The sequence below is a fragment of the Desulfothermus naphthae genome, from assembly GCF_054657475.1.
Genome location: NZ_BAAHYQ010000003.1, coordinates 1 through 25,694 on the forward strand (window position 1 = coordinate 1; position 25,694 = coordinate 25,694).

Genomic DNA, 25,694 nt, shown 5'->3' on the forward strand with positions numbered 1-25,694 from the left:
GTGAGTGATCAGTGTGAGTGTGAGAAACAGATAAGACCCAGATAACATATACAGATCAACATATACAGATCACCCACACAGATCACAGACTAGGGGGTAGTGGTAGTGATAGTGGTAGAGCCAACACTAACACCAACAAAAACCAAACTGCGTGACAAGCTATATATAGTTTTAAATAATATTTTTCATTATGTGAGGTAATTATGCTTAACATAACTATCCCAGACACAGTAGAAGAAGCTATAAAACTTCCTGAGAAAAGAAAAAAAGAAGAACTTTTAAAGCTTCTCGCCCTGAAGCTTTACGAGAAGGGCATTATAGGTATAGGAAAAGCGGCAGAAATGTGTGGTTTAACAAGATTTGAATTTATGAGCCTTTTGAAAGAAGAAGATATGTCTCTTAATTATGATGAAGAAGAAGTAGAAAGAGATCTTAAAAATCTGGAGTGGTTTAAATGATTGTGGTTTGTAATTCTTCTCCCATAATTGCTTTAGCAAGTGTCAATAGACTGGACATATTAAAGAAACTTTTTTCGGAAATATTAATCCCTCAAGCGGTCTACGAAGAGGTTTTTGCGATAGCAAACAAAGAAATACCAAAAGCAGATTTTATTAAAGTAAGAAAAGTAAAAAATAAAAGTCTTGTAAAAGTTCTCAATTTATATCTTGATGTTGGAGAGAGTGAGGTGATAGCTTTTGCCCTTGAAAAGGGAATAGATAGAGTAATTTTAGACGACAAACAAGCCAGAAAAATAGCTGAAAAGCAAGGATTAAAGGTAATAGGGACGCTTGGTATTTTGATATTAGCAAAAGAAAAGAGTATAGTGGAAGAAAGTGAGGTCATTAATAATTCAAATGAAAAAACGTATCAATTTTCGTATAAGTCAAGAGATAGTTAACAAAGTTTTATCAATGCTAGATGAACCTTTATTGTAGAGGTCGGAGATGAGTAGATGGGTGAATGGGTATATTAACGCATTATGAAAGATGTCAGAAAACGGGCTGAAGAATTGGTAAAATTGAAGTTTGGAATTGCAGATGCTGCCCATGTAGCCTTTGCAGAGAAGGCAGGAGCTGAATTTGTTTCATGTGATAGAAAACTTATCAATAAATGTAGAAGGTACAAAATAAAAGTTTGATGTGGTAATCCTGTGGATTTTTGTATAAAGGAGGATTTGCAATGAAAGCTGAGAGATATATGGATGAAGATACGTTAATTAGAAAATCTATAAAAGTACTAATGGATACCTTAGGTCCTATAGAAACTTTTAGATTTTTAAATCAACCAAGAAAGAAAAGAATTGAAAGAGTGAAACGTCATAGAGAATGGCAAAAAATGCTGGACAAAGATAAATTTTTTGATAATGTTTTTGGCGGGCTGAAGGATAATGAGTGATCAGTGTGGGTGGTCATGTCAGAGGCTAGAGACCAAAGGCGAAATGGACGGAGATTGTAGATGGAAAAGTTCAAGGTTCAACGTTCAAAGTTCAAAGTTCAACGTTTAAGAAACCTAGAACATAGAACCTAGAACATAGAACTTAGAACTTTAAAAAGCATGATAATTGAAAAATTTGAAGACATAGAAGCATGGAAAGAAGCACGATTTTTAGTTAAAGCTATATATCAAGAATTTAGAGGTATAAAAGATTATGGTTTTCGAGATCAAATTCAGAGGGCAGCTATTTCAGTGATGTCAAATATAGCAGAAGGATTTGATCGAGGCAGTAATAAAGAGTTTATTCAATTTTTAATAATAGCTAGAGCATCTGTTTCAGAAGTAAAAAGTCTAAGCTATGCAGCTTTAGATATTGGGTATATAGATAATAAAGTCTTTAACAAAATTTCTGAACAGTGTTTAAAGCTAACAAACTTAATAAATGGTTTTATTCGTTATTTAAAAAATTCAAACAGAAAAAGATAACCTAAAATATGAGTTCAACGTTCAAGGTTTAAGGTTCAACGTTTAAGAAACCTAGAACATAGAACCTAGAACGTAGAACATAGAACCTAGAACTTGTTATTAAAGTTCAACGTTCAAGGTTTAAGGTTCAACGTTTAAGAAACCTAGAACATAGAACCTAGAACGTAGAACATAGAACCTAGAACTTGTTATTAAAGTTCAACGTTCAAGGTTTAAGGTTCAACGTTTAAGAAACCTAGAACATAGAACCTAGAACGTAGAACATAGAACCTAGAACTTGTTATTAAAGTTCAACGTTCAAGGTTTAAGGTTCAACGTTTAAGAAACCTAGAACATAGAACCTAGAACGTAGAACATAGAACCTAGAACTTGTTATTAAAGTTCAACGTTCAAGGTTTAAGGTTCAACGTTTAAGAAACCTAGAACATAGAACCTAGAACGTAGAACATAGAACCTAGAACTTGTTATTAAAGTTCAACGTTCAAGGTTTAAGGTTCAACGTTTAAGAAACCTAGAACATAGAACCTAGAACGTAGAACATAGAACCTAGAACTTGTTATTAAAGTTCAACGTTCAAGGTTTAAGGTTCAACGTTTAAGAAACCTAGAACATAGAACCTAGAACGTAGAACATAGAACCTAGAACTTGTTATTAAAGTTCAACGTTCAAGGTTTAAGGTTCAACGTTTAAGAAACCTAGAACATAGAACCTAGAACTTGTTATTAAAGTTCAACGTTTAAAAAGCCTAGAACCTAGAACCTTGAACTTTGAACTTTGAACCTTGAACTTTGAACTTTGAACCTAGAACCTTGAACACCAAACCCTTGGAGGGTGAAAATATGCAAGAATTCAATCAAGAACAATTAGACCTTGAAATCTTACCTAATGAGGCAAAGAAAGAATTGATGGAGTTTTATCAGTTTTTATTGTTTAGATATAGTAAAAGAATAAATAAAGTTAAAGAGTTAAAAAAATTATTTATGAAACCCAAAGGGAAATTGCCTTATAATTATAAATTTAATAGAGAAGAGGCTCATGAGCGATAGTTTTTTTGTAGATTCTAATATATTAATTTATGCTGTATGTGAAAATTCCATAAAATGTGATATAGCTAGGCAACTATTGATAGACAAAGCTAACCATATAATGATTAGTTCTCAAGTTATTAATGAATTTGTTGCTGTTTTGATAAAGAAAAATTTATTATTTTTAGAAGATATTTTTGCATATGCTGATGGATTTATGGAAATTTTTGATTTTGTGCTAATAACAAAGAAGAATATTAAAAGAGCAATGAATATTAAGAAAAGGTATAAATTTTCTTACTGGGACAGTCTTATAGTAGCTTCAGCTCTAGAAAATGATTGTTCTATTTTATATACAGAAGACATGCAGGATGGGCAGATAATTGAAGGAAGGTTAAAGGTAGTAAATCCGTTTGGGGGATAATTGGGTTATAGGGTTGAGAGTTAGAGGGTTACAAACCCAATAAACCCATAAACATAGAACCTAGAACTTAGAACTTCTTATTAAGGTTCAACGTTCAAGGTTCAAAGTTCAACGTTTAAGGAACCCAGAACATTGAACATAGAACGTAGAACATAGAACTTTCCATGTAGGAAGGTTGTAAAGGTTGTAAAAGTTGTAAAGGTTGTAGAGGTTGTAGAAGGGATAGAGGTTGTAGATGGCAAATAGCTGGAAGGATTTAGTAGTTTGGCAGAAGGCTCACGAGATGGTGCTAGGAGTTTACAGATTGACAAAAGATTTTCCCAGGTCAGAACTTATTCTCTAGTAGATCAAATAAAAAGGGCGGCTTATTCTGTGCCAGCGAATATTGTTCACCCTGTGGAATAAAATGTTTTATGTTTATGTTTTACTAAGTGAAAAAGATGGGAACTTTTATGTAGGATATACAGCAAATCTTAAAAATAGAGTGCAAATGCATAATGAAGGAAAAGTTAAATCAACAAAATTCAGAAGACCTTTAAAATTAATTTATTATGAAGCCTGTCTGAATCAGCAAGATGCTTTACGTAGAGAGAAGTATTTAAAAAGTAGTTATGGTAAGCGGTATCTAAAAAACAGATTAAGAGGATTTTTAAATGAAGAAGGATATTCGGTTTAGTATTCCACAGGGTAAAGGACATTCTAAGAAAAGTAAAAAGGAATTTTTAAGGTATCTTTATATTTCCAGAGGCTCTCTGGAGGAATTAAGATATTTTCTTTTGTTGTTTAAAGATTTAGGATATATGACGGAGGAAGCATATAATGCCTTTGAATCCAAATTGAGCGAAATAAGCTACCTTCTAAACCAACTAATCAAATCCCTAACCTCTACAACATCTACCCCCTCTAAAACCTCTACCCCCTCTACAACTTCTAAAGCCTCTAGAACTTCTACAACCTCTACCCCTTCTACAACCTCTACAACCTCTAGAGCCTCTAAACCCTCTAAAACCTCAAAAAACACCCATGCTCACTAATCTAAAGTCCAAACTCCAAGACACCGACAAACGCCGCCTCCTGGAAAACTTCCTTTCCCTTTCCGTTCTCCAGGGGGCGAATTATATTTTGCCACTAATTACTTTGCCCTATCTGGTGCGGGTTTTGGGGCGGGAGAAATTTGAGTTTAGGAGTAGTTCATGAAAGGCTTAATTGTAATACCTGCAAGAGGTGGTTCAAAAGGAATTCCAAGAAAAAATATTAGAAATTTAGCAGGAAAACCTTTAATTTATTATCCTATAAAAACAGGATTAAAAGTTGCTGAAAATTTTGATATTGATGTTTATGTTAGTAGTGATGATGAAGAAATTATCGCTATAGCAGAAAAGTTTGGAGCTAAAATTCATAGACGTCCAAAGGAACTCGCGGATGATAAAACTACTTTAGACGAAGTAGTTTTAGAGGCTTATAAGTTTTTAAGTAAAGAGAACGAGCGGTTATATGACTATATAATCACTATACAACCAACTTCACCTCTTCTTAAAGCAAGGACTTTAATAAGTGCTATCAAAGAATTTCTTGATTCCCAATACGATACGATTATATCTGCCAAAAAATTTGCCCATTTAATGTGGAAAAAAGAGCATGGACAATTTGTGCCACTATATAAAGAAAGAATTAATAGGCAATTTTTAGATCCTGTTTATTTAGAGACAGGCGGATTTATTATCTGTAGAACAGAAAATCTTTTAAAATATGGGACGAGAATAGGTAAAAATATAAATCTATATCTTCTTTCGGAAAGAGAAGCTATTGATATAGATACTTATGAAGATTGGAATCTATGTGAATATCTATTAAATAAGAAAAAAATTTTATTTGTAGTGTCAGGTTATAGAGAAATAGGTTTAGGACATGTGTACAGGACTTTAATAATAGCAAATAATATTACAGCGCATGATCTCCTGTTTTTAGTTGATAAAAAAAGTATATTGGGATTGCAAAAAATAAAAGAGTATAATTATCCTGTTATTTTACAGCAATCTGAAAATATTTTAAATGATATTGAAAAGATAGATCCGGATGTGGTCATCAATGATATTTTAGATACTTCTAAGGAATATGTCCTGTCACTTAAAAATAAAGGTTATACGGTTATCAATTTTGAAGATTTAGGGGAAGGAGCAAGATATGCGGATCTTGTTATAAATTCTCTCTATCCTGAACGAGAGCCTCTTCCAAATCATTATTTTGGATATAAATATTTTGTACCACGTGATGAATTTATTTATTCCAAATTTAAAAATGTGTCTTGCGAAGTACAAAATGTGCTAATTACATTTGGAGGTACAGATCCTAACAATCTTACTCTTAAAACATTGAAAAGTATTTATGATTACTGTGTGCAACAGGGAACAAAAATTAAGGTTATTTTAGGTTTAGGTTATAAATACCAAGATTCTTTATCAAATTTTGAAGATATCGAAATTTTTGAAAATGTAAAAAATATTTCTCAATATATGTTAGATGCTGATGTTATTTTTACTTCAGCAGGAAGGACTATATATGAAATAGCTTGTATAGGGACTCCAACTATAGTTTTGGCGCAAAATGAAAGAGAACTAACGCACTTTTTCGCAAATTCTGAGAATGGATTTATTAATATGGGTTTAGGAATAAATGTATCAAATAAAGAAATTTTGGATGTATTTAAAAGACTTATTAATAACGTTGAAGAAAGAAAATTAATGAATCGATTGATGCTTTCCAAAGAAGTTAGAAAGGGTAGAGAGAGAGTTATTAATCTTATAAAATCTATAATTGAAAATAATGGAGGAAAAAATGAGTAAGCTTTTAAAGCTTTTTAGGGATTTCAATCCATATGATCAACGACTTTATGTCCCCTATATTATTGCAGAAGCGGGAGTTAACCACGAAGGTAAGATGGATTTAGCTAAACGTTTAATAGAAGAGGCAAAAGATGGAGGAGCTGATGCAATAAAATTTCAAAGTTATAAAGCAGAAACTCTTGCCTCTAAATATTCACCAGCCTATTGGGATACAACAAAAGAACGTACCAAAAGCCAATATGAACTCTTCAAAAAATATGATAAATTCTGGAAAAAGGAGTTTGAAGAATTAAAAAAATACTGTGATGATGTGGGTATAGAATTTTTAAGTACACCTTTTGATTTAGAGTCTGCAAAATTTTTGAACGATCTAATGCCTGCCTTTAAAATATCTTCCTCTGATATTACTAATAAGCCCTTTATAGAATATATTTGTAAATTTGAGAAGCCCATTATCCTTTCTACAGGAGCTTCCTATATTTGGGAAATAGAAGAAGCTGCTTTTTGGATAGAAAAATATGGTAATCCGTTAGCTTTACTCCATTGCGTTTTAAATTACCCAACTGAAGATAAAAACGCAAATCTTGGAATGATTTTTGATTTGAAGAGAAAATTTCCGGATAAGATCATAGGTTATTCTGATCATACTTTGCCTAAAGATATGAAAACTTTAGAGGTTGCTACTTTGCTTGGTGCTGTAATTATTGAAAAACATTTTACTTTCGATAAAACTCTACCGGGTAATGATCATTATCATGCTATGGACAAGGAAGACTTAAAAATTTTTAAAAGTAACTTGGAAAGAATTTTTGAGTTGCTTGGAGATTTTAGAAAATATGCTTTATCTTCTGAGGAACCAGCTCGAAAAAATGCAAGAAGAAGTTTAGTTGCTAAGAAGTTTATTTCTAAGGGGAAGGTGATTGAATATGAAGATTTGACTTGGAAAAGGCCTGCACATGGAATAAGTCCCAAGTTTATTGATAAGGTTGTTGGGAAAAAGGCTATAATGGATATACATGAAGATGAAATTTTGAAGTGGAGAATGATTTTAATAGATAGTAAATAGTACAAAACTCTTGTAATAATTACTATGAAAATTATAAAAAATTCTTGCGTTTACATAGGAACAGAAATAATAAACAAGGCTATTCCTTTTTTATTGTTACCTATTATTACACAATATTTAACGCCTCGTGAATATGGAATTTACGGGATGTATCAAGTCTTTTTGTCTTTCCTTTCTCCTTTTGTTAGGATGTCGTTAGATATTAACATTACAAAGAACTTCTTTAAAGTTTCAAAAGAAGAATTATCTAAAACAATATCATCTTTAATCATTGTTTTACACTTAAATGTTCTTTTAGGAATGCTGGGAGTATTTGTAATAAGTATGTTTTTCGATAACCCTTTAGGGATACCAAACGAAACTTTATACATAATGCCTATTATTATCTATGCTCAAACAATAAATTTATTTAACTTAACAATTTTGAGAAATGAAGAAAAAGCTATTGAATATGGAATTATTCAAATTCTTATTACATTTTTGAATTTTTTGATAACTCTTATTTTATTAATTGTTTTTAACGAAGGTTGGAAGAGTTTAATTTATGGAATTCTAATTGCCCAACTTTTTACTATGTTCTTTTCTTTTTATTCTATAGGAAAAAAGTTTTCTTTGTTTGAAGGATTGTATCCTCTAAGGGAAATATATTCAGTTTCTCTCCCACTGATATTCCATTTGTTAGGAGGGAGTATCATATTCCTTTCTGATAGAGTTTTTGTTCAGCAAATAGTTGGTCTAAAAGAAGTAGGTTTTTATGCGATCGGTTGTCAGTTTGGATCAATTACCATGATATTAATTAACGCAATAATTATGGCAATTAACCCTTGGATGTATAGAAATTTGGCAAAACGAGTTAATATAAGTAAAGCAATTTATCTTTTAATGATTGGTTTTTTGTTTTTAGGAATTACTGTTTGGTTAGGTTCTTATTTAATATTTCCTTTAATTGTTCACTCAAGATATTTAAGTGGAAGATCTATTATTTTCTGGATAAGTTTGGCTTTTGTTTTTAGGGGATGGTATCAGATTTTTTATAATGTAGTTGTTAGTGAAGGGAAAACGAATATTTTTATGTATATAACATTCAGTACTAGTTTGCTCAATTTAATATTGAATTGCTTTTTAATTAAGTTAAATGGATTTGTGGGAGCGGCTCAGGCTACATTTTTATCTTTTCTTTTTATGTTTTTTGTTACTCTGTTTTACGTTAAAAAACTTAGTAGTTCAAGATATGTTTTTGCTGATAAAGGGGGATTTTATGAGGTTCCTAAAGAGAATTCTAATTAATCTTTTGCGTTTCTATTTTAAGAGGAAAATTATAAAGACAGTTAAAGTCTATAAGGAACCACTAAAAGTGAATAAATATTCTCGGGTTACTAAAAATACTATCCTTGGTAAAAACGTTAATTTTAATGGAATAAAAATCAAAGCAAAGGGAAAGGTAATAGTTGGAAATAATTTTCACTGCGGTGAAGATTGTTTAATTATTACAGACGTTCACAATTATGATAAAGGAAAAGCTATACCTTATGACGATACTTATATTGTTAAGGATGTTATTATTGAAGATAATGTGTGGTTAGGAGATAGAGTGATTATTTTAGGTGGAGTTAAAATCGGCGAGGGTGCTATTATTCAAGCTGGAAGTGTTGTTGTTAAGGATATCCCAAAATATGCAGTTGCAGGAGGTCATCCTGCCAAGGTGTTTAAATATAGGGATATTGAACATTATGAAAAATTAAAGAAAGAGGGGAAATTCCATTGATTAGTATAAGGACTGTTAAAGAGCTTTGCGAATTCATTTGGTATTTAGAAGATAAGTACAATTTGCTTGATTTTGAAATAGAGGGGATAAAGCCCTGGCAGGCTCATAGGCTGGAAATATACTATGGATTAGGACGATATTTAGGTATATTTGAAAAAAAGCTTCAACGGGGAATGAGTAAACAAGAAAAGTTAAGATCCATATTTTATCTTGTTAAAAATTCGGTGATACGTAATCCGTTCCTGAATTTTAGAAATGTTAAATATTTAGTCTTTTCTCATCCAAGAAGCAAGATTGTAAATGGAGAAACGATCGATATATACACTCATTATTTAATTGAAGACTTAATGAATAAGCAGAAAAGTTTTATAGAGTTTGAAGAACCATTTAAAGGAAAACATGTAAGAAAGTTTAAATCTTACAAAAGATATCTCGATTACATAGTTTTATATAGAAATTTAAAGGCTAAATTTTTGAGTATAAATATAAGTAGAACGCAACTTGATTTTCTAAAGAGAATACAAAAAGAGATAGGTATTTCAAGTTTTAATCTATCAAAGCTATTAGTAGATAGAGTGAAAAAATTTATTCCAGCATATCAAATCTACAAAAGAATCTTAGAAAAGATTTCTCCAGAGAAGATATTTTTGGTTGTTAGTTACGGTAGGCCTGAGTTAGTGAAGGCGGCTAAGGATATGGGTGTAAAGGTTATTGAATTGCAGCATGGTACCTTTAGCAAGTATCATTTGGGTTATTCTTATCCAAATAAAAAAAATCTTAGTTACTTTCCAGATGAATTTTGGGTGTGGAATGATTACTGGGCTAATTTAATAAAATTCCCTGAAAACTGTAAGATAAATATTTATCCCTTTAAGTTTTTGGAGATTGAAAAGAAAAAATATTCATCCTTAAGAAAGATCAAGAATCAGATGGTAGTATTGGGACAGAGTGTTTTGACGGATAAGATGGCAAAAAAAATATTGGATAACTATGATAGATTTAAAAAATTTTCAATTATATTTAAGTTACATCCGGAGGAATATGGTAAAATTAATGAGTATCCAAATTTATTAAAGTTGAAGAAGAAAGCCAACGTTAAAGTTGTTGAAGATGTTAATCTGTATAGATTGTTAGCAGAGAGTGACTATCAAGCAGGTGTTTTTTCAACTGCTTTATATGAAGGTGTTGAGTTCGGATGTAAGACTATTTTGTTTAATTTACCAGGAATAGAGTATATGGATAATTTTATTAAATGTTATAAACTTATAATAAAAAGTATTATTTTTTAGAGTTAGCCCTTTAGAATAATACACCAGGAAAAAATGAAAAATGTAATTTCCCTCAGTGTCAAGATAGAAGTCGCTTTATTTAAGGAAAGGGGTAAGTTTTGATATCTAAATATAGAGATTATTCATATCATATAATGATTATACTATTTGTACTAATGTTTTCTATAGGTTTGTCTGTCCATCCTTTATTTATAAATAAAGTTTTCCCTTATCTTGCTTATTTGAAAATATTCGGTAGGATTATAACGTTTTTTTCTGTTTATTTATTAAGCTATTATTTAATTAAAAGTAAAATTAATAGACATGTTTTTATACCGTTATTTGTATTGACTTTAATAGTCATGCTTTCCATTATTTCAATAATTAATAATTCCATAGAGTTACATCCATCTGTATTTATTTTATTAATTTTCATTTTAATATTTACTTTGTATTATAATATTTACTTTAGTAAAACTTATGTCAAAACACAATTTTATAAAGTATTAAAATATCGAAAAATTATTATTTATGCAATAAAAACTTTAAGTATTTTCTTAGTATTTTCTATAATATTGGAATTATTAATCAAATTTCATCCTCAATTTACAGACATTAAAATCTTTTTGAGAAAATCTGGTAATATGGTTTTCCCTTGGAGACTGACAGGATTTTTATTAGATGCAAATAGATGGGCATTATTTTTACTTTTTTTATTATATATTAGTATAACTTTAAAAAAACATTTAGATATTGAAAATCATTCATTTGATATAATAATATTTTTATATATTTTTTTAACGTTATCAAAAACAGCTTTTTTTATTTTATTAATGCTATTTTTTATTAATATTAAGATGATTATTAAATCTTTAATATTTAAAAAAATAATATATTTTACTGTTAGTATTGTCATATTTTTAATATTTTTTACATATATTATTTTACCTAATTTTGATTATGAAAATTCAGCAATAAAAAGAAAAATTGACTTTACAGTAGAAAGTATATCTGCTCCATCTAAAGCAAGTACTTTTAAAGAAAGAATAGAAACATATATTGCAGCAATAAATGTTATTGAAAATAACTTAATATTTGGTAAAGGGTATTTGAATTTTACTGTAGATACTTCTAAACAAAGAGGTATAACCGTCCATAATACACTATTATCTCTAATGGGATATTTTGGTGCATTTTTAGGTATTTTGATTTATGTATTTATTTTTATATTACCTCTTGTTTTACTTATTTTAAAATTTGGGATTAATCAAGAACTACTATCTTTCGTTATGATAAATTTAATTTTTTTTAATTCGTTATCGGTTGCTCACGATTTAATATCAGTAATAATGTTTTATATTGCAATGACTATTTATGTTATTACGAAAAGAATAGAAAAAAATGCTTAAAGTTATTTTTATACATTATACATCTGATATTTTTGGTGGATCTGATAAATCATTATACGAACTTGTTGCTTCAATTGATAAGAAGATTATTCGCCCTATAATGATTTTAAAAAAGAATGATCCAATGATCCAAAATTATAAAAAACTTTTTTTGTCGGTATACGAAGTTGATTTTATAGGTCCTCCAAAGAAGTTATATTCTAAAAGAACTTTTCTATTTTTATTAAAATTTATACCTAATGTATTTAGTATAATGAAAATTATAAAAAAAGAAAGACCTGATATTGTCCATGTTAATACTAGTTTAAATATTCAAGGTGCTTTAGGTGCTTATTTAACAAAAGTGCCTCTAGTATTGCACCTTAGAGAAATATTAGGTAATGGTATACTTGATAATCTTGTTAAAAAAGTTGTTTGCAAGTTGTCTACTAAAACTATTGCAATCTCAAATGCGGTTAAAGAATCATTTTGTTGTAACAATACAAGAGTTATATATAACGGAATAAATTTAAAAGAATATCTAAATTTACCAAGAAACACACAAAAAAATAATATAGTAGTAAGTTGTATAGGAAGATTTGAGAAGTGGAAAGGTCAGCATGTTCTTTTGGAAGCTATACCTATAGTATTGGCTAAACATCCCAATGTTATTTTTAAATTCATAGGTGGTCCAGCTAGTTCAAAACCAGAATATTTAGCAAATTTAAAGCAAAAAGTCATTAATGAAAAAATTGATAATGTAGAATTTCTTGGTATTAGAAGAGATATACCCGCTTTATTATCTGAGACTGATATATTAGTTGTACCCACAATGACAAGTGAACCTTTTGGAAGAACTGTTATCGAAGGTATGGCAGCTGGATGTATAGTCCTAGCTACAGCTGCAGGTGGTCCATTAGAGATTATTGATGAAAATAAGACAGGTTTTTTAGTCGAACCAAATAATGCAAAATTGATGGCCAAGAAATTAATAAATATAATTGAAAACATAGATGATTTAAAATATATTAGTCTTAATGCAAAGTTAAAGGTTTTAAAAAATTATGATATAAAAAGAGTAGCATTAGAAATTCAAAATCTATTTATGGAACTAAAAAAAAGGGACCGGCAAATAATGCACAATAGTTAATACGCCAATATACCGAATCGAATTACGAATCTCAAATCATTGATTACTCCAACGATAGAGGTGTTTAATTTAATACTTTCTGAGGTTGCAAAAGGGAGAAAAAGGGGACCTCTATGATAGTCGATGCGTAAACGTTCACAGGATGCCATAATGCTGGATAAATTTTTGTTTTAGTGTGTTTTTTAGTGTAAAGAAAGTAGTGATTTTAAAAGAAAAGAGTGAAAAAGAGAAAAACAGTCACTGTTGATATTTCATCAAGTGCAGAAGCTTTGGAATTACCTTTTTCAGAAGAAGACTGGAATGCAATCCCCTCATCGGTTCGGCGTTTTATAATTGAACGTGAAAAGACGATAGCGGAGCTTTTGGAACGAGTTAAGGAACTTAAAAGGATTGTTGAAAAGTTATGAAAGCGTAACTCTTCCAATTCAAACCAACCTCCGTCATCAGATAATCCTTATTGTAGGCGAAGGGCAAGCAAAGGAAAGGGAAAGGCTGGGAAGAGGAAGAAAGGTCATGGTGGAGTAAGGCAGCAGTTATAAGTATAAAAAGGGTGACAGCCGACTAATCCTCGAATATTGCTTCTTTGCTCGAAATCTGTGGCAACGCAGCTTATTATGTGAATCTTTATGATGTTGACAGCATCGCAGAGGGTATTTATAAAGTTTTAATAGATGAAAATTTAAGGAAAACTTTAATTCAAAAAGGACTAGAAAGAGCTAAGTTGTTTAGCTGGGAAAAAACATCAAGGCAAATTTTAAAAGTATTTGAGGAGGTTTTAAGAAGAAGTTGATTTCTATAATTATTCCTACTTATAATGCTGAAAAAATTTTACCAAAGTTGTTGAAAATTTTACATCAACAGACAACAGAAGATAAGGAAATTATAATTATTGACTCTTCTTCAATAGATAATACTATTAAAATAGCTAAATCCTTTGGTACCAAAGTATTAATTATTAACCAACAAGAATTTGATCATGGTGGAACACGGACTAAAGCGGGGAAAATGGCTAAAGGTGATATTTTGGTTTACTTAACACAAGATGCATTGCCTTATGATAAATATGCTATAGAAAATTTGGTTAAGCCTTTTTATAAAGACGAAAAGTTAGGAGTGGCATTTGGGCGTCAATTGCCATATCCTGAGGCAACACCTTTTGCAAAACACTTGAGGCTTTTTAATTATTCCGATAAGTCCTCTGTGCGAAGCTTAAATGATAAAGAAAAATATGGCTTGAAAACCTGTTTTTGTTCTAATTCTTTTGCGGCCTATCGTAGGTCGGTCTTAGAGGAAATTGGATGGTTTAAGGAGGGATTGATTTTCGGTGAAGATTCTTATGCTGTGGCAAAGATGCTTTTGAAAGGATATAAAGTTGCTTATGAAGCTGAGGCTAAGGTTTATCACTCTCATAATTATACAATTTTTCAAGAATTGAAAAGATATTTTGATATAGGAGTATTTCACAGACGGGAACGCTGGTTAATTGATACTTTTGGTAAGGCTACTGGTGAAGGTAAGAAATATATACTGTCGGAGCTAAAATTTATATTAAGCAATCATTACTATCATTTACTCCCCGAGTTTTGTGTTCGCAATATGTCTAAGTACATTGGTTATAAGCTAGGATATAATTATCATAGATTACCTAAAAATATAATAAAAAAGCTAAGTATGCACAGTAAGTGGTGGGATTGATTGGAAAAGGAAAAATAAGGGAAAATGAAAAAAGGGGACATGCAAATAATACACAATTTATTTGGGTTTATGAGTTTATTGAGTTTGTGGGTTTGTTGGGTTAGTGGGTTGAGGCGAGAATGAGACCTAATTGCGCATCTACTCATCCACCCATTAACTCACATCTTATTCGGCACAAAATAGCCCTTATTTTGTTTTTTGGCCAAATCCCTACCTGTTTATTAATCAAATTTACACCAAAAGACGAAAATAAGGGGCATTACGTGGCTCTTAGAGGACAGGGCGTCGTATTTAGAGTGATTGGTAATTTGTGATTAGAAAGGAAGAAAAGAAGAATAAGCCCGAAAGAAAAAAGGCAAGGACAAAGTAGTTCACTTTCCTTCTTTTAGTCTTTTTCTTTGACAAAATAATATCAAATTTGTAAGATTTTTACTATAAAATTCTTACAAGAGAGATTAAATATGAAAATTACAGCTAAAGGACAAGTTACTATTCCTCAGAAATTAAGAAATAAATTGGGATTTTTTCCGGGGACAGAAGTAGAATTTATTTCTGATGGAAACTCTCTTAAACTGATAAAAAAGAAAACAGCTCCAGGCAAAGGTGAACAGCTTATAAAACATTTAAGAGGTAAAGCAACAATCCGTTTGAGTACAGATGAAATAATGGATCTTACAAGAGGAAAAAATTGATGCCTTTTTTAGTGGACTCCAATGTTTTATTGGATGTGCTTACCGAAGATCCAAACTGGTTTGAATGGTCTGCTTCTCGTCTTGTAGAATGTGTTGAAAATGATATATTGGTAATAAATCCTATAATTTATGCTGAGATTTCTATAGGTTTTGAAAAAATTGAAGAAGTAGAAGAAGCTCTTCCATCCGATATTTTTATAAGAGAACCCCTTCCCTGGGAAGCTGCTTTTTTAGCTGGAAAATGTTTTTTAGCTTACAAAAAAAGAAATGGAAAGAAAACTTCTCCTCTTCCCGATTTTTACATTGGAGCCCATGCAGCTGTCTGTAGGTATATTCTTCTTACCAGGGATTCCAGACGATACCGTACCTATTTCCCAAAGAAAAAAAGGGGACAGGCGAATAATGCTTGACTTTAAATGACTTTAAAAGTTCAACGTTCTACGTTCTATGTTCAATGTTTCAAAAATGTAAAACCTAGAAATTAAAACTTTGAACCTAGAACATTGAACAAAAAAAAAGGACATCCATGATAAGTATGTCAAGAGGGAAGACGGAGTTTTCCCAGCACCCTCCCAGTAAACCTTCCTGGTGGCGTTTTTAGAGTATATTTTTTGCCAGTCTTTTTAATCTAGTACTTATGGCTAATTAATTATTAAGTGCACTTTTGGCACATTAATAGCCAGACATCCATTTGCTGCCTCAGGCAACATTTGTCCAGGACTTTACCTTTTATTGGACAAATGTTTTTTTTGTTGCCATCGCAGAAGATTAAGTTTGGGTAAAACCTGCCGGCCTCTAAACAGACGATCGCAGTAGAGGGAAAAAGGTGACAGGCGAATAATGCTTGACTTTCAAAGTTCAACGTTCTATGTTCTATGTTTCAAAAATGTAAAACCTAGAACCTAAAACTTTGAACCTAGAACATTGAACAAAAAACCTTTTTTCCCCAAATCAGTTACAGACCACAGATAACAGACACTTCCATAAGGAGATTTGTTATGCCAAGGGAAAAAGGTGACAGGCGAATAATGTTTGACTTTAAAAGTTCAACGTTCTACGTTCTATGTTCAATGTTTCAAAGAACAAAAAAAAGGAAAAGGGGACATGCAAATAGTGCACATTTTTTAAATCCAAAAACTTGATTTTGTGCAAATTTGTATTATATTATACAATTTTTAGGAGGTAAAAAAATGAAAACAAGAGCAAAGGACAAAAAAGGGGACGACAAAAAAGGTGACAGGCGAATAATGCTTGACTGTAAAAGTTCTACGTTCAACGTTCTACATTCTATGTTCTATGTTTCAAAAATGTAAAACCTAGAACCTAAAACTTTGAACCTAGAACATTGAACAAAAAACCTTTTTCCCCAAATCAGTTACAGACCACAGATAACAGACACTTCCATAAGGAGATTTGTTATGCCAAGGAAAAAGGTGACAGGCGAATAATGCTTGACTTTCAAAGTTCAACGTTCTATGTTCAATGTTTCAAAAATGTAAAACCTAGAACCTAAAACTTTGAACCTAGAACATAGAACAAAAAACCTTTTTCCCCAAATCAGTTACAGACCACAGATAACAGACACTTCCATAAGGAGATTTGTTATGCCAAGGAAAAAGGTGACAGGCGAATAATGCTTGACTTTCAAAGTTCAACGTTCTACGTTCTATGTTCAATGTTTCAAAAATGTAAAACCTAGAACCTAAAACTTTGAACCTAGAACATAGAACAAAAAACCTTTTTCCCCAAATCAGTTATAGACCACAGATAACAGACACTTCCATAAGGAGATTTGTTATGCCAAGGAAAAAGGTGACAGGCGAATAATGCTTGACTTTCAAAGTTCAACGTTCTATGTTCAATGTTTCAAAAATGTAAAACCTAGAATCTAAAACTTTGAACCTAGAACATAGAACAAAAACCCCTTTTTTCCGAAATCAGCCCCAGACCACAGATAACAGACACTTACATAAGGAGTTTTGTTATGCCAAGGATAGCGAGGTTTTTAAAAGAAGATGAGCCTACAGTATATCATGTAATATCCAGGACAGCGCTGGATGGTTTACCATTTAGAGATGAAGACAAAGAATATATGCTTGAGCTTATAAAAAAATAAAAAAATGGAGCAAGATATTTTTTGTGGATGTGTTGGGATTTGCCATAATGGGAAATCATTTTCATCTTGTAGTTAGGACGTATCCTGAGTCTGATGTGTCTGATAAGAGGGAAAAAGGTGACAGGCGAATAATGTTTGACTTTAAAAGTTCAACGTTCTACGTTCTATGTTCAATGTTTCAAAAATGTAAAACCTAGAACCTAAAACTTTGAACCTAGAACATAGAACAAAAAATCTTTTTCCCCAAATCAGTTACAGACCACAGATAACAGACACTTCCATAAGGAGATTTGTTATGCCAAGGAAAAAGGTGACAGGCGAATAATGCTTGACTTTCAAAGTTCAACGTTCTATGTTCAATGTTTCAAAAATGTAAAACCTAGAATCTAAAACTTTGAACCTAGAACATAGAACAAAAACCCCTTTTTTCCGAAATCAGCCCCAGACCACAGATAACAGACACTTACATAAGGAGTTTTGTTATGCCAAGGATAGCGAGGTTTTTAAAAGAAGATGAGCCTACTGTATATCATGTAATATCCAGAACAGCTTTGGAGGGTTTGCCATTTAGAGATGAAGACAAAGAATATATGCTTGAGCTTATAAAGAAATGGAGCAAGATATTTTTTGTGGATGTGTTGGGATTTGCCATAATGGGAAATCATTTTCATCTTGTAGTTAGGATGTATCCTGAGTCTGATGTGTCTGATAAGGATGTGAGGGAGCGGTATAAGAGATTGTATGGAGCAAAAGAAATTGGTTCTGGAACCAACTTTGAGAGTTTTAAGAAGAAGTTATGCAGTTTGTCGTGGTATGTGAAGGAGATAAAACAGGGATTTAGCAGGTATTATAATAAGAAGTATAATCGGCGAGGGACGTTGTGGGGAGAGCGTTTTAAGAGTTTGATTGTAGAAGACGGTCTTACCCTTGTTAATTTACTTGCGTATGTTGATTTAAATGCAGTTCGAGCTGGTATAGTAAAAAGGCCAGAGGAATACAGGTGGTGTTCCTTGGGATATCATATTCAGTCTGGTAATAAAGATAATTTATTAAGTGTTGATTTTGGAATGAAAGAATGGAATGAGTTTGATGAGAAAGAGATAGTGAGGAAATACAGGGAATTTGTATATGAGACAGGAGCGATAGAGGCAGGCAAGGGGGCAGTGATTTCAGAGGAGATAGTGGAAAAAGAGAGGAAGAAAGATTTCAGGTTGAAAAAGGCAGAAGTTTTCAGGTATAGATGCAGGTATTTTACAGATGCGGGGGTACTTGGAAGTAAGAATTTTGTGCAGAGAGTTTTTTGGGAGATGAAAGATTTGTTGGGTTCAAAAAAGGATAGAAAGTTTGTGCCAGTACTTAGGGATTTTGGGGTGTATTCGCTCAAGAGGTTGCAGGGAAGCAGTGGATAGTGAATCGTGATTTGTGATTCGTGAATATGGAAGAGAGGGATTATTATATCCGCCTATATTTACTGATAGTTAACACATAAATATAATCAATCGAATTACTAATCTCAAATCATTGATTACTCCAAAGATAGAGGTGTTTAATTTAATATTTTCTGAGGTTGCAAAAAATTTAATTTGAGTTTAGAGCAGGATTTAAGGAGACTATATAAGGGGAATTTAAATGCAATATGATATAGCGTCAAAGGTGATATTGACTCATTGCAGGAATATGGTGTTGCGTCAGTTATGTGGATTAAATATAAAGGATGCAGAGTTAATAGAAGTGCGTCCCCAGGAGACAGCATCAGTCAGGAGATCAGATTTTGTTTTAAGGGCCTTTTTTGAGGATGGAACAGAGAAGCTAGTGTTATTAGAATTAATAACCCAGTGGAAAAGCTATTTGCCATTGAGGACATTAGAGACGAGATGTCGTCATATTTTAGAAGAAGGTCTTGAGATAGAGACAATAATGATAGAGTTAAAGAGATGTTACGGAGTGGTAGATTATTATCATGACAATGAGGTGGATTTTAGGTATAAGGTGATAAAATTATATGAGGTTGAAGCAAGAGAAGTGGTTAAAAAGGGTCTTAGATGTCTGTATCCATTTGTTCCTTTGATGAAAGGGGGCGAAGAATTAATAGAAGAAGCAGAGAGAGGGATTTATGAGAGTGAAGAGAGCAGGGAGTATAAGTCAGATTTATTAACAGGTATGGCCATATTGAGTGGCTTAATATCCAAAGAGATACCCCTTAAGTTGATTAAGAGGAGGAGGGATATAATGATAGAATCAGCAGCATATGAAATAATAAAAAAAGAGGGTTTTGAAGAAGGAATCCAACAAGGAATCCAACAAGGGATTCAGCAAGGGATTCGACAAGGGATTCAGCAAGGGATTCAGCAAGGGATTCAGCAAGGGATTCAACAAGGATTATTGTTAGATGCCCAGGAAATGTTATTAGATGCCTTAGAAGAGCGTTTTGGGATCATACCTCGCTCTATTGCAAAAAAGATCAAGGAAATAGATAGTAGAGAGGTGGTAAAAGGTTTGTTTAAGGTAGCTATGCGAGTTAATTCATTGGAAGAATTTGAAAATAAATTAAAAATTGCTTTAACATAAGTTTTTTTCTGAAAAGTGTTTTATTAACTATTTTTTTGAAATAGGAGGGGATTTATGAAGAAGCTAATTTATTTGTTTTTAATTTTCTTTTTTATAGAAAAAAAGGGACATCCATGATAAGTATGTCAAGAGGGAAGACGGAGTTTTCCCAGCACCCTCCCAGTAAACCTTCCTGGTGGCGTTTTTAGAGTATATTTTTTGCCAGTCTTTTTAATCTAGTACTTATGGCTAATTAATTATTAAGTGCACTTTTGGCACATTAATAGCCAGACATCCATTTGCTGCCTCAGGCAACATTTGTCCAGGACTTTACCTTTTATTGGACAAATGTTTTTTTGTTGCCATCGCAGAAGATTAAGTTTGGGTAAAACCTGCCGGCCTCTAAACAGACGATAGGTATATCTCCGTTTTACCGGATCATACAGTCCCTTTCGAGAGGTCCGGCAGGAAGACTGTAAAAAAATATTACTTTATGTGCATTAAGGGTCGGATGGCGCTTTTTTTTTGAGTGTAGGTACCTATAAAACCTGCAAATGCAAAAGAAGTGACATCCGACCCGTCTAACTCATTTTCAAAATTCTTTCATCTTAAAAGGCCTTTTATTTTTATCTACGGCTAAAAGATAAGCCACTAATTTTCGTGCAACTGCCAAAGTTGCTCTATTTTTATTACCTTTTCGCTTTTCTCGCTCATACACCTCTCTTAGTTGTGGATTCCACAATAGAGGAAAAAGGTGACAGGCGAATAATGCTTGACTTTAAATAATACCATTTGCCTTTGGAAAAGACATATTATAAAATAAAAGGCCTCCAGTTTCAGATGAGAGGGTTAATGATGTCTAAGAGGATGAATATAGAATGGCGAGAGGGGGAAAAGGAATTATTGGAATTGTATAAAAGAGAACAAGATGTTGAGATACGTTCTCGATTGCATGCATTTTGGCTTTTGAGGAAAGGGTATTCAGTAGCAGAGGTGAAAAAAGTTTTAGGTATCCATGAACGAACGCTTCGACGTAGGATAGCATGGTATAGGTCAGGGGGTATAGAAGAAGTGAGGCGACGAAAGAAAGGAGGGCGACAGGGGAGAGAATGCTGGTTGAGTGCAGAGCAAAAGGAGCAATTGAAAGCTAAGGCAGCAGAAGGAGTCTTTAAAACGATACAAGATGCTGTAGAGTGGGTAGCGAAAGAGTTCAAAGTCAAATACAGCTACTGGGGGATGCGATCGTTGTTTGTTCGGCTTGGTATCAAGAAGAAAGTTCCAAGGCCGAAAGCAGAAAAAGCCTGTGCCGAGGCACAAAAGGAGTGGAAAAAAGGGGGCTTGCTTCAGCTCTTAGGGAGTATGGGATAACAGGGGAGAAGAAAGTTGTATGGGCAGATGAGATGCGGATAGGGCTTCGAGGACAGGTAAGGAAAGTGTGGGCACCAAGAGGGGTAAAGGTAGAGCAAAAAGTACAAATTGATTACAAGTGGACATATCTGGCCTTAGGGGTAGATGTTATGGGAGGTGGTCTTGAGTGGTGTTGGATAGAGAGTATGAAAGGAGAGGATGTAGCCAAAGCAGTTCAAAGATGGCAAGATAAAAAGATAGAAGCAGTTGTATGGGACAGAGCCAGGAGCCATAATTCACAGCCTGTAAAGGAAGTAGGTTTAACTTTGATTCAACAGCCGCCTTATTCTCCAGAGCTAAACCCTGCTGAGAGAGTATTTGAAGAAGTGCGTCGCCAAGTAGAGGGAAAGATTTATTCTGACCTGGAAGCTAAAAAACGTGCTGTCGAAGAAGTGCTTAAAAACCTTGCATCGTATCCTGATAAAGTGAAAAGATTAACATGCTGGAATTGGATTATGAATGCATTTCAGTCTCTTTCAAATATGACTTTACCATGAGCAATTGGTATAACTTTAAAAGTTCAACGTTCTACGTTCTATGTTCAATGTTCAATGTTTCAAAAATGTAAAACCTAGAAATTAAAACTTTGAACCTAGAACATTGAACAAAAAACCTTTTTCCCCAAATCAGTTACAGACCACAGATAACAGACACTTCCATAAGGAGATTTGTTATGCCAAGGATAGCGAGGTTTTTAAAAGAAGATGAGCCTACTGTATATCATGAAATATCCAGAACAGCTTTGGAGGGTTTGCCATTTAGAGATGAAGACAAAGAATATATGCTTGAGCTTATAAAAAAATAGGAAAAAGGGGACATGCGAATAATGCACATTTTTTGTAAATAAATGGGTTAATGGGCTTATCGGGTTAACGTGTAAATGTAGAGGTGAGACGTAAGTGCGCATCCACGCATATACGCATCCACTCACATTCTATTACGCACAAAATAGCCCTTCTTTTGTCTTTTTTTACCAGTTCTATATTTCAAAATTTTATCAAAAAACGGAAATAAAGGTCATTATGTGGCTCTCAGGGATTAATAAATCGTGATTAGTGATTAGAGATTTGTAAAAAAAAGGCGGATAGGATCACTGAGTTATTTTAATTGAAGCCCTCTCTTCTCCTTAAATTAACTCCAAAACTATTTTTATAGATTCTTCCACCTGAAACATAACTTCTCTTTCAAGCAGTCCTATACACTTAACAAGCCTCTCCTTTGATATAGTTAACAATTGTTCAGCTTTAATGTGAGATCTCTTTTTTAACCCATTTCCCAATGACGGTTCTACTATAATGTGAAAAGGTACAGGCTTACCTTTTGTACTTATGGCAACAACTATTGTATTTGGATAATTGGGATTTAAATTGGCAGCATATGTTTGAACAATAAGAGCTGGTCTAAAACCTCGTTGTTCTGAGCTTCTACCTGGGTTCCAGTTAACCAACCAAATTTCACCCCGCCTCACTTTTTTAGTCATTTTCAACCAGTACTTCTCTTTGAACTTCAAAGGCATATTCCACATCTGCCTCTTCAATATCTTTACCAACTAAGGTAAAGGCATCAAATAAACTCTTTTTCTTTTCATCTTTCAATTTTTCTCCCAGGGATTTCAATAAGGACTTACCAACGATGGAAGAGAATCAAAAAAAGGGGACAGGCGAATAATGCTTGACTTTTCCCGTTCAACGTTTTATTTTCAAAAAAACTTAGAACATTAAAGAAGAAATTCTTTTTCCCGAAATTTGCCACAGATAACAGGTCACAGACACTTATATACTTATATAAGGAGTTTTGTTATGCCAAGGATAGCAAGGTTTTTAAAAGAAGATGAGCCTACTGTATATCATGTAATATCCAGAACAGCTTTGGAGGGTTTGCCATTTAGAGATGAAGACAAAGAATATATGCTTGAGCTTATAAAAAAATGGAGCAAGATATTTTTTGTGGATGTGTTGGGATTTGCCATAATGGGAAATCATTTTCATCTTGTAGTTAGGACGTATCCTGAGTCTGATGTGTCTGATAAGGATGTGAGGGAGCGGTATAAGAGATTGTATGGAGCAAAAGAAATTGGTTCTGGAACCAACTTTGAGAGTTTTAAGAAGAAGTTATGCAGCTTGTCGTGGTATGTGAAGGAGATAAAACAGGGATTTAGCAGGTATTATAATAAGAAGTATAATCGGCGAGGGACGTTGTGGGGAGAGCGTTTTAAGAGTTTGATTGTAGAAGACGGTCTTACCCTTGTTAATTTACTTGCGTATGTTGATTTAAATGCAGTTCGAGCTGGTATAGTAAAAAGGCCAGAGGAATACAGGTGGTGTTCCTTGGGATATTATATTCAGTCTGGTAATAAAGATAATTTATTAAGTGTTGATTTTGGAATGAAAGAATGGAATGAGTTTGATGAGAAAGAGATAGTGAGGAAATACAGGGAATTTGTATATGAGACAGGAGCGATAGAGGCAGGCAAGGGGGCAGTGATTTCAGAGGAGATAGTGGAAAAAGAGAGGAAGAAAGATTTCAGGTTGAAAAAGGCAGAAGTTTTCAGGTATAGATGCAGGTATTTTACAGATGCGGGGGTATTGGGTAGCAAGAGATTTCTCCAGGAAATTTTTGTTCAGATAAGAGATTTGCTTGGTTGTAAGCGAGAACGTCAATTCGTGCCAGTAATTGGAGAATTAAAGTTGTATTCTTTAAAGAGGTTGCAAAATATTTAGATTTACATCAAAATTGTATGAGTTATTTATATAAGAGGAACCTTCCATGCAGTATGATATAGCATCCAAAGTAATATTAACCCATTGTCGAGGTCCGGTTTTAAGAGAGCTTTGTGGTTTAAATATAGTAGATAGTGAGTTAAGCTTTTCTCTTTAAAAACGTGAAAAAAATTTACGTTTTTTAGAGAAGCTTAAATCATTGCAAGTTCTTGAGTTATGAGGGTTAAGCCTTGATGGATGAGGAGATAGGACTTTTCAATATTGTTGTGATGCACTATGTTCTAAGTCCTTTTTAAAACACCTTGAAATTATGGGATTTTTAAAAAAGTCGTTAGTGACAAAGGGGACATGCCAAAGACTATGTAGATGGCATGTGGCTGATGCTCTAACAGCCTGAGCCGGATGATTACGTTTTGGCTACAGGGGAAACCCATTCCGTAAGAGAATTTGCGGAAAAGGCCTTCAAGCTTATAGGCCATAGGCCTGGAGATCGAATGGCAGGGAAAAGGGGTGGTGAAGAAAGTTTTAGATGTTGTAGAAGCTCTAGAGGTTGTAGGAGGTAGTTCTGGAGTTAAGAAAGGAGATGTGGTGATAGAGGTTGATCCTCGGTACTTCCGCCCCACGGAGGTAGATATCCTCATAGGCGATGCCACGAAGGCCAGGGAAAAACTCGGCTGGAGGCCAAAGCATACTTTAGAAGATCTCATAAGGGATATGGTTTTCGCGGACCTTGAACTGGCCAAGAAGGAAGTGTACCTCAAAAACGGGGGATATAGGGTAAGAAGGTGTGAGGAGTGAGAGCCTTAAGGTTAGAGGTTGTAAATGTTGTAGAAGTTGTAGAGGGGGATAGAGTCAGTGGTTAGTGTGTTTGATTGGTAGGAGTGATTTACTGACCACAGACACTTTAGAAAAAAGGAGAAAAATTAGAGATGATAAAAATTGAGATTAACAATGACAATGTGATTTTATGTTTTCCAAAAAATTTAATGTCTTCCAAGTATGTGCAGCGTTTTATAGAATTACTTGAAATGGAAAAAATAGCTCTAAAAAGTAAACTTTCTGAAGAGGATGCATGGAGGCTTTCAGAGGAAATTAAAGAAAAGTGGTGGGAAGAAAATAAAAAAAATATTTTGAAGAGAATAAAAAATGAAAGTAGTTGTTGATACAAATATTATGTTTTCTGTATTGCTAAAGCATAAGAGTAAAGAAAGGGATTTCTTATTCTTGTCAGAAGAGATAGAATTTTTTTCTTGTCGTTTCGCAATAGTGGAGCTTTTTAAAAACAAAGAGAAAATATTGAAATATTCAAAGTTAACGGAAAATGAAATTTTAATAACCTTTTACAAATTATTGAAATTGATAAATTTTTACAATGAAGACTTAATTTCTCCAGAGATTTTGAAAAAAGCTTTTGAACTATGTCATGATGTGGATGAGAAAGATACAGTATTTGTTGCTTTAACAATGGAATTAGGTGCTTATTTGTGGACAGGAGATAAGAAACTTCAAGAACCTCTGGTTTCTAAAGGATTTAATCAATCCTAAAATCTGCAATTACAGTTCAATCGTAAGCAACTGATTGTTCTGGACAGAGATACCTAGATATGGAGCTGTTATGTTAAAGGATATGTCTCCCTCATTGTGACTTGGAAGGCTTTTTCAGGTAGA

At 33.0% G+C, this 25,694-nt stretch carries 35 protein-coding genes and 2 pseudogenes; 34 read left to right on the forward strand and 3 right to left on the reverse strand.

The window, feature by feature from the left end; translation table 11 throughout:
• Window positions 1-203: 203 nt before the first annotated feature.
• The 10 genes and pseudogenes from ACYQ1E_RS11420 to ACYQ1E_RS11465 form a co-directional block, all read left to right on the forward strand.
• Window positions 204-458 (forward strand): UPF0175 family protein, encoded by a 255-nt coding sequence (locus ACYQ1E_RS11420; protein WP_459879365.1) that lies wholly within the window; start codon window positions 204-206, stop codon window positions 456-458.
• Window positions 455-898, forward strand: coding sequence for a PIN domain-containing protein (locus ACYQ1E_RS11425; protein WP_459879367.1), 444 nt, complete (start codon window positions 455-457; stop codon window positions 896-898). The genes ACYQ1E_RS11420 and ACYQ1E_RS11425 overlap by 4 nt, the downstream gene beginning before the upstream one ends.
• Before the next feature lie 81 nt (window positions 899-979).
• Window positions 980-1,138 carry a hypothetical protein gene (locus tag ACYQ1E_RS11430; protein WP_459879369.1) on the forward strand — a complete coding sequence of 53 codons (159 nt, stop codon included), beginning with the start codon at window positions 980-982 and terminating at the stop codon, window positions 1,136-1,138.
• A gap of 41 nt (window positions 1,139-1,179) precedes the next feature.
• Window positions 1,180-1,395 carry a hypothetical protein gene (locus ACYQ1E_RS11435; protein ID WP_459879371.1) on the forward strand — a complete coding sequence of 72 codons (216 nt, stop codon included), beginning with the start codon at window positions 1,180-1,182 and terminating at the stop codon, window positions 1,393-1,395.
• Between the two features lie 159 nt (window positions 1,396-1,554).
• Complete coding sequence (locus tag ACYQ1E_RS11440) at window positions 1,555-1,920, forward strand: four helix bundle protein (RefSeq protein ID WP_459879373.1); 366 nt, start codon at window positions 1,555-1,557, stop codon at window positions 1,918-1,920.
• A gap of 839 nt (window positions 1,921-2,759) precedes the next feature.
• On the forward strand, window positions 2,760-2,966 hold the full coding sequence (locus tag ACYQ1E_RS11445) for a hypothetical protein (protein WP_459879375.1): 207 nt from the start codon (window positions 2,760-2,762) through the stop codon (window positions 2,964-2,966).
• Window positions 2,956-3,369: a PIN domain-containing protein gene (locus ACYQ1E_RS11450; protein WP_459879377.1), complete on the forward strand. Its 414-nt coding sequence runs from the start codon at window positions 2,956-2,958 to the stop codon at window positions 3,367-3,369. The genes ACYQ1E_RS11445 and ACYQ1E_RS11450 overlap by 11 nt, the downstream gene beginning before the upstream one ends.
• A 264-nt stretch (window positions 3,370-3,633) precedes the next feature.
• Window positions 3,634-3,774, forward strand: a complete 141-nt coding sequence (locus tag ACYQ1E_RS11455) for a four helix bundle protein (protein ID WP_459879379.1) — start codon at window positions 3,634-3,636, stop codon at window positions 3,772-3,774.
• A gap of 1 nt (window position 3,775) precedes the next feature.
• Window positions 3,776-4,045: a GIY-YIG nuclease family protein gene (locus ACYQ1E_RS11460; RefSeq protein WP_459879381.1), complete on the forward strand. Its 270-nt coding sequence runs from the start codon at window positions 3,776-3,778 to the stop codon at window positions 4,043-4,045.
• Window positions 4,023-4,190 (forward strand): annotated as a pseudogene (locus ACYQ1E_RS11465) (four helix bundle protein); the annotation flags it as partial. The gene ACYQ1E_RS11460 and the pseudogene ACYQ1E_RS11465, both read left to right, overlap by 23 nt.
• A 29-nt stretch (window positions 4,191-4,219) precedes the next feature.
• On the opposite strand, the gene ACYQ1E_RS11470 reads toward ACYQ1E_RS11465, so the two are convergent.
• A complete protein-coding gene (locus tag ACYQ1E_RS11470; RefSeq protein ID WP_459881827.1) occupies window positions 4,220-4,390 on the reverse strand; it encodes a hypothetical protein in 171 nt (56 codons plus the stop codon).
• Window positions 4,391-4,562: 172 nt separating this feature from the next.
• On the opposite strand from ACYQ1E_RS11470, the gene ACYQ1E_RS11475 reads away from it, so the two are divergent.
• The 19 genes from ACYQ1E_RS11475 (at window position 4,563) to ACYQ1E_RS11565 (ending at window position 22,111) form a co-directional block, all read left to right on the forward strand.
• Window positions 4,563-6,212: a cytidylyltransferase domain-containing protein gene (locus ACYQ1E_RS11475; RefSeq protein ID WP_459879383.1), complete on the forward strand. Its 1,650-nt coding sequence runs from the start codon at window positions 4,563-4,565 to the stop codon at window positions 6,210-6,212.
• Entirely contained in the window at window positions 6,205-7,278 is a 1,074-nt protein-coding gene (locus ACYQ1E_RS11480; RefSeq protein ID WP_459881779.1) for an N-acetylneuraminate synthase family protein, read from the forward strand. Before ACYQ1E_RS11475 ends, ACYQ1E_RS11480 begins: the two co-directional genes overlap by 8 nt.
• Window positions 7,279-7,302: 24 nt before the next feature.
• Complete coding sequence (locus ACYQ1E_RS11485; RefSeq protein WP_459879385.1) at window positions 7,303-8,565, forward strand: oligosaccharide flippase family protein; 1,263 nt, start codon at window positions 7,303-7,305, stop codon at window positions 8,563-8,565.
• The gene (locus ACYQ1E_RS11490) at window positions 8,537-9,043 is read left to right on the forward strand and encodes an acyltransferase (protein WP_459879387.1); all 507 of its coding nucleotides are present in this window, start codon (window positions 8,537-8,539) and stop codon (window positions 9,041-9,043) included. The genes ACYQ1E_RS11485 and ACYQ1E_RS11490 overlap by 29 nt, the downstream gene beginning before the upstream one ends.
• Window positions 9,040-10,332: a hypothetical protein gene (locus tag ACYQ1E_RS11495; RefSeq protein WP_459879389.1), complete on the forward strand. Its 1,293-nt coding sequence runs from the start codon at window positions 9,040-9,042 to the stop codon at window positions 10,330-10,332. Before ACYQ1E_RS11490 ends, ACYQ1E_RS11495 begins: the two co-directional genes overlap by 4 nt.
• A gap of 98 nt (window positions 10,333-10,430) precedes the next feature.
• Window positions 10,431-11,720 carry an O-antigen ligase family protein gene (locus ACYQ1E_RS11500; RefSeq protein ID WP_459879391.1) on the forward strand — a complete coding sequence of 430 codons (1,290 nt, stop codon included), beginning with the start codon at window positions 10,431-10,433 and terminating at the stop codon, window positions 11,718-11,720.
• Window positions 11,713-12,849, forward strand: coding sequence for a glycosyltransferase family 4 protein (locus tag ACYQ1E_RS11505; protein WP_459879393.1), 1,137 nt, complete (start codon window positions 11,713-11,715; stop codon window positions 12,847-12,849). Before ACYQ1E_RS11500 ends, ACYQ1E_RS11505 begins: the two co-directional genes overlap by 8 nt.
• Before the next feature lie 218 nt (window positions 12,850-13,067).
• Window positions 13,068-13,256 carry a hypothetical protein gene (locus tag ACYQ1E_RS11510; RefSeq protein WP_459879395.1) on the forward strand — a complete coding sequence of 63 codons (189 nt, stop codon included), beginning with the start codon at window positions 13,068-13,070 and terminating at the stop codon, window positions 13,254-13,256.
• A 209-nt stretch (window positions 13,257-13,465) separates the two neighbouring features.
• Complete coding sequence (locus tag ACYQ1E_RS11515) at window positions 13,466-13,639, forward strand: hypothetical protein (protein ID WP_459879397.1); 174 nt, start codon at window positions 13,466-13,468, stop codon at window positions 13,637-13,639.
• Complete coding sequence (locus ACYQ1E_RS11520; RefSeq protein WP_459879399.1) at window positions 13,636-14,544, forward strand: glycosyltransferase family 2 protein; 909 nt, start codon at window positions 13,636-13,638, stop codon at window positions 14,542-14,544. The genes ACYQ1E_RS11515 and ACYQ1E_RS11520 overlap by 4 nt, the downstream gene beginning before the upstream one ends.
• A 461-nt stretch (window positions 14,545-15,005) precedes the next feature.
• Complete coding sequence (locus ACYQ1E_RS11525; protein ID WP_459879401.1) at window positions 15,006-15,236, forward strand: AbrB/MazE/SpoVT family DNA-binding domain-containing protein; 231 nt, start codon at window positions 15,006-15,008, stop codon at window positions 15,234-15,236.
• A complete protein-coding gene (locus ACYQ1E_RS11530; protein ID WP_459879403.1) occupies window positions 15,236-15,646 on the forward strand; it encodes a type II toxin-antitoxin system VapC family toxin in 411 nt (136 codons plus the stop codon). The genes ACYQ1E_RS11525 and ACYQ1E_RS11530 overlap by 1 nt, the downstream gene beginning before the upstream one ends.
• A gap of 780 nt (window positions 15,647-16,426) precedes the next feature.
• Window positions 16,427-16,549, forward strand: a complete 123-nt coding sequence (locus ACYQ1E_RS11535) for a hypothetical protein (RefSeq protein ID WP_459879405.1) — start codon at window positions 16,427-16,429, stop codon at window positions 16,547-16,549.
• Between the two features lie 671 nt (window positions 16,550-17,220).
• On the forward strand, window positions 17,221-17,352 hold the full coding sequence (locus ACYQ1E_RS11540) for a hypothetical protein (RefSeq protein ID WP_459879407.1): 132 nt from the start codon (window positions 17,221-17,223) through the stop codon (window positions 17,350-17,352).
• A gap of 482 nt (window positions 17,353-17,834) precedes the next feature.
• Window positions 17,835-18,761 (forward strand): transposase, encoded by a 927-nt coding sequence (locus ACYQ1E_RS11545; protein ID WP_459879410.1) that lies wholly within the window; start codon window positions 17,835-17,837, stop codon window positions 18,759-18,761.
• Between the two features lie 220 nt (window positions 18,762-18,981).
• Window positions 18,982-19,920 carry a hypothetical protein gene (locus ACYQ1E_RS11550; protein ID WP_459879413.1) on the forward strand — a complete coding sequence of 313 codons (939 nt, stop codon included), beginning with the start codon at window positions 18,982-18,984 and terminating at the stop codon, window positions 19,918-19,920.
• Between the two features lie 834 nt (window positions 19,921-20,754).
• Window positions 20,755-21,267, forward strand: coding sequence for a helix-turn-helix domain-containing protein (locus ACYQ1E_RS11555; RefSeq protein ID WP_459879416.1), 513 nt, complete (start codon window positions 20,755-20,757; stop codon window positions 21,265-21,267).
• A complete protein-coding gene (locus ACYQ1E_RS11560; RefSeq protein WP_459879419.1) occupies window positions 21,222-21,803 on the forward strand; it encodes a transposase in 582 nt (193 codons plus the stop codon). Before ACYQ1E_RS11555 ends, ACYQ1E_RS11560 begins: the two co-directional genes overlap by 46 nt.
• A gap of 176 nt (window positions 21,804-21,979) precedes the next feature.
• Window positions 21,980-22,111 carry a hypothetical protein gene (locus ACYQ1E_RS11565; protein WP_459881830.1) on the forward strand — a complete coding sequence of 44 codons (132 nt, stop codon included), beginning with the start codon at window positions 21,980-21,982 and terminating at the stop codon, window positions 22,109-22,111.
• Between the two features lie 321 nt (window positions 22,112-22,432).
• Here ACYQ1E_RS11565 and ACYQ1E_RS11570 read toward each other — a convergent pair whose 3' ends face one another.
• Both ACYQ1E_RS11570 and ACYQ1E_RS11575 read right to left on the reverse strand, forming a co-directional pair.
• A complete protein-coding gene (locus ACYQ1E_RS11570) occupies window positions 22,433-22,786 on the reverse strand; it encodes a type II toxin-antitoxin system PemK/MazF family toxin (protein WP_459879422.1) in 354 nt (117 codons plus the stop codon).
• Window positions 22,779-22,901: a hypothetical protein gene (locus tag ACYQ1E_RS11575; protein WP_459879425.1), complete on the reverse strand. Its 123-nt coding sequence runs from the start codon at window positions 22,899-22,901 to the stop codon at window positions 22,779-22,781. The genes ACYQ1E_RS11570 and ACYQ1E_RS11575 overlap by 8 nt, the downstream gene beginning before the upstream one ends.
• Window positions 22,902-23,105: 204 nt before the next feature.
• On the opposite strand from ACYQ1E_RS11575, the gene ACYQ1E_RS11580 reads away from it, so the two are divergent.
• From ACYQ1E_RS11580 to ACYQ1E_RS11600, 5 genes and pseudogenes are all read left to right on the forward strand, one after another.
• Window positions 23,106-24,026, forward strand: coding sequence for a transposase (locus ACYQ1E_RS11580; protein ID WP_459879428.1), 921 nt, complete (start codon window positions 23,106-23,108; stop codon window positions 24,024-24,026).
• A 401-nt stretch (window positions 24,027-24,427) separates the two neighbouring features.
• A pseudogene (locus tag ACYQ1E_RS11585) lies at window positions 24,428-24,589 on the forward strand (hypothetical protein); the annotation flags it as partial.
• On the forward strand, window positions 24,540-24,824 hold the full coding sequence (locus ACYQ1E_RS11590; protein ID WP_459879432.1) for a GDP-mannose 4,6-dehydratase: 285 nt from the start codon (window positions 24,540-24,542) through the stop codon (window positions 24,822-24,824). The pseudogene ACYQ1E_RS11585 and the gene ACYQ1E_RS11590, both read left to right, overlap by 50 nt.
• Before the next feature lie 131 nt (window positions 24,825-24,955).
• On the forward strand, window positions 24,956-25,189 hold the full coding sequence (locus tag ACYQ1E_RS11595; protein ID WP_459879435.1) for a hypothetical protein: 234 nt from the start codon (window positions 24,956-24,958) through the stop codon (window positions 25,187-25,189).
• Window positions 25,173-25,571, forward strand: a complete 399-nt coding sequence (locus ACYQ1E_RS11600) for a putative toxin-antitoxin system toxin component, PIN family (protein ID WP_459879438.1) — start codon at window positions 25,173-25,175, stop codon at window positions 25,569-25,571. The genes ACYQ1E_RS11595 and ACYQ1E_RS11600 overlap by 17 nt, the downstream gene beginning before the upstream one ends.
• Window positions 25,572-25,694 lie beyond the last annotated feature (123 nt).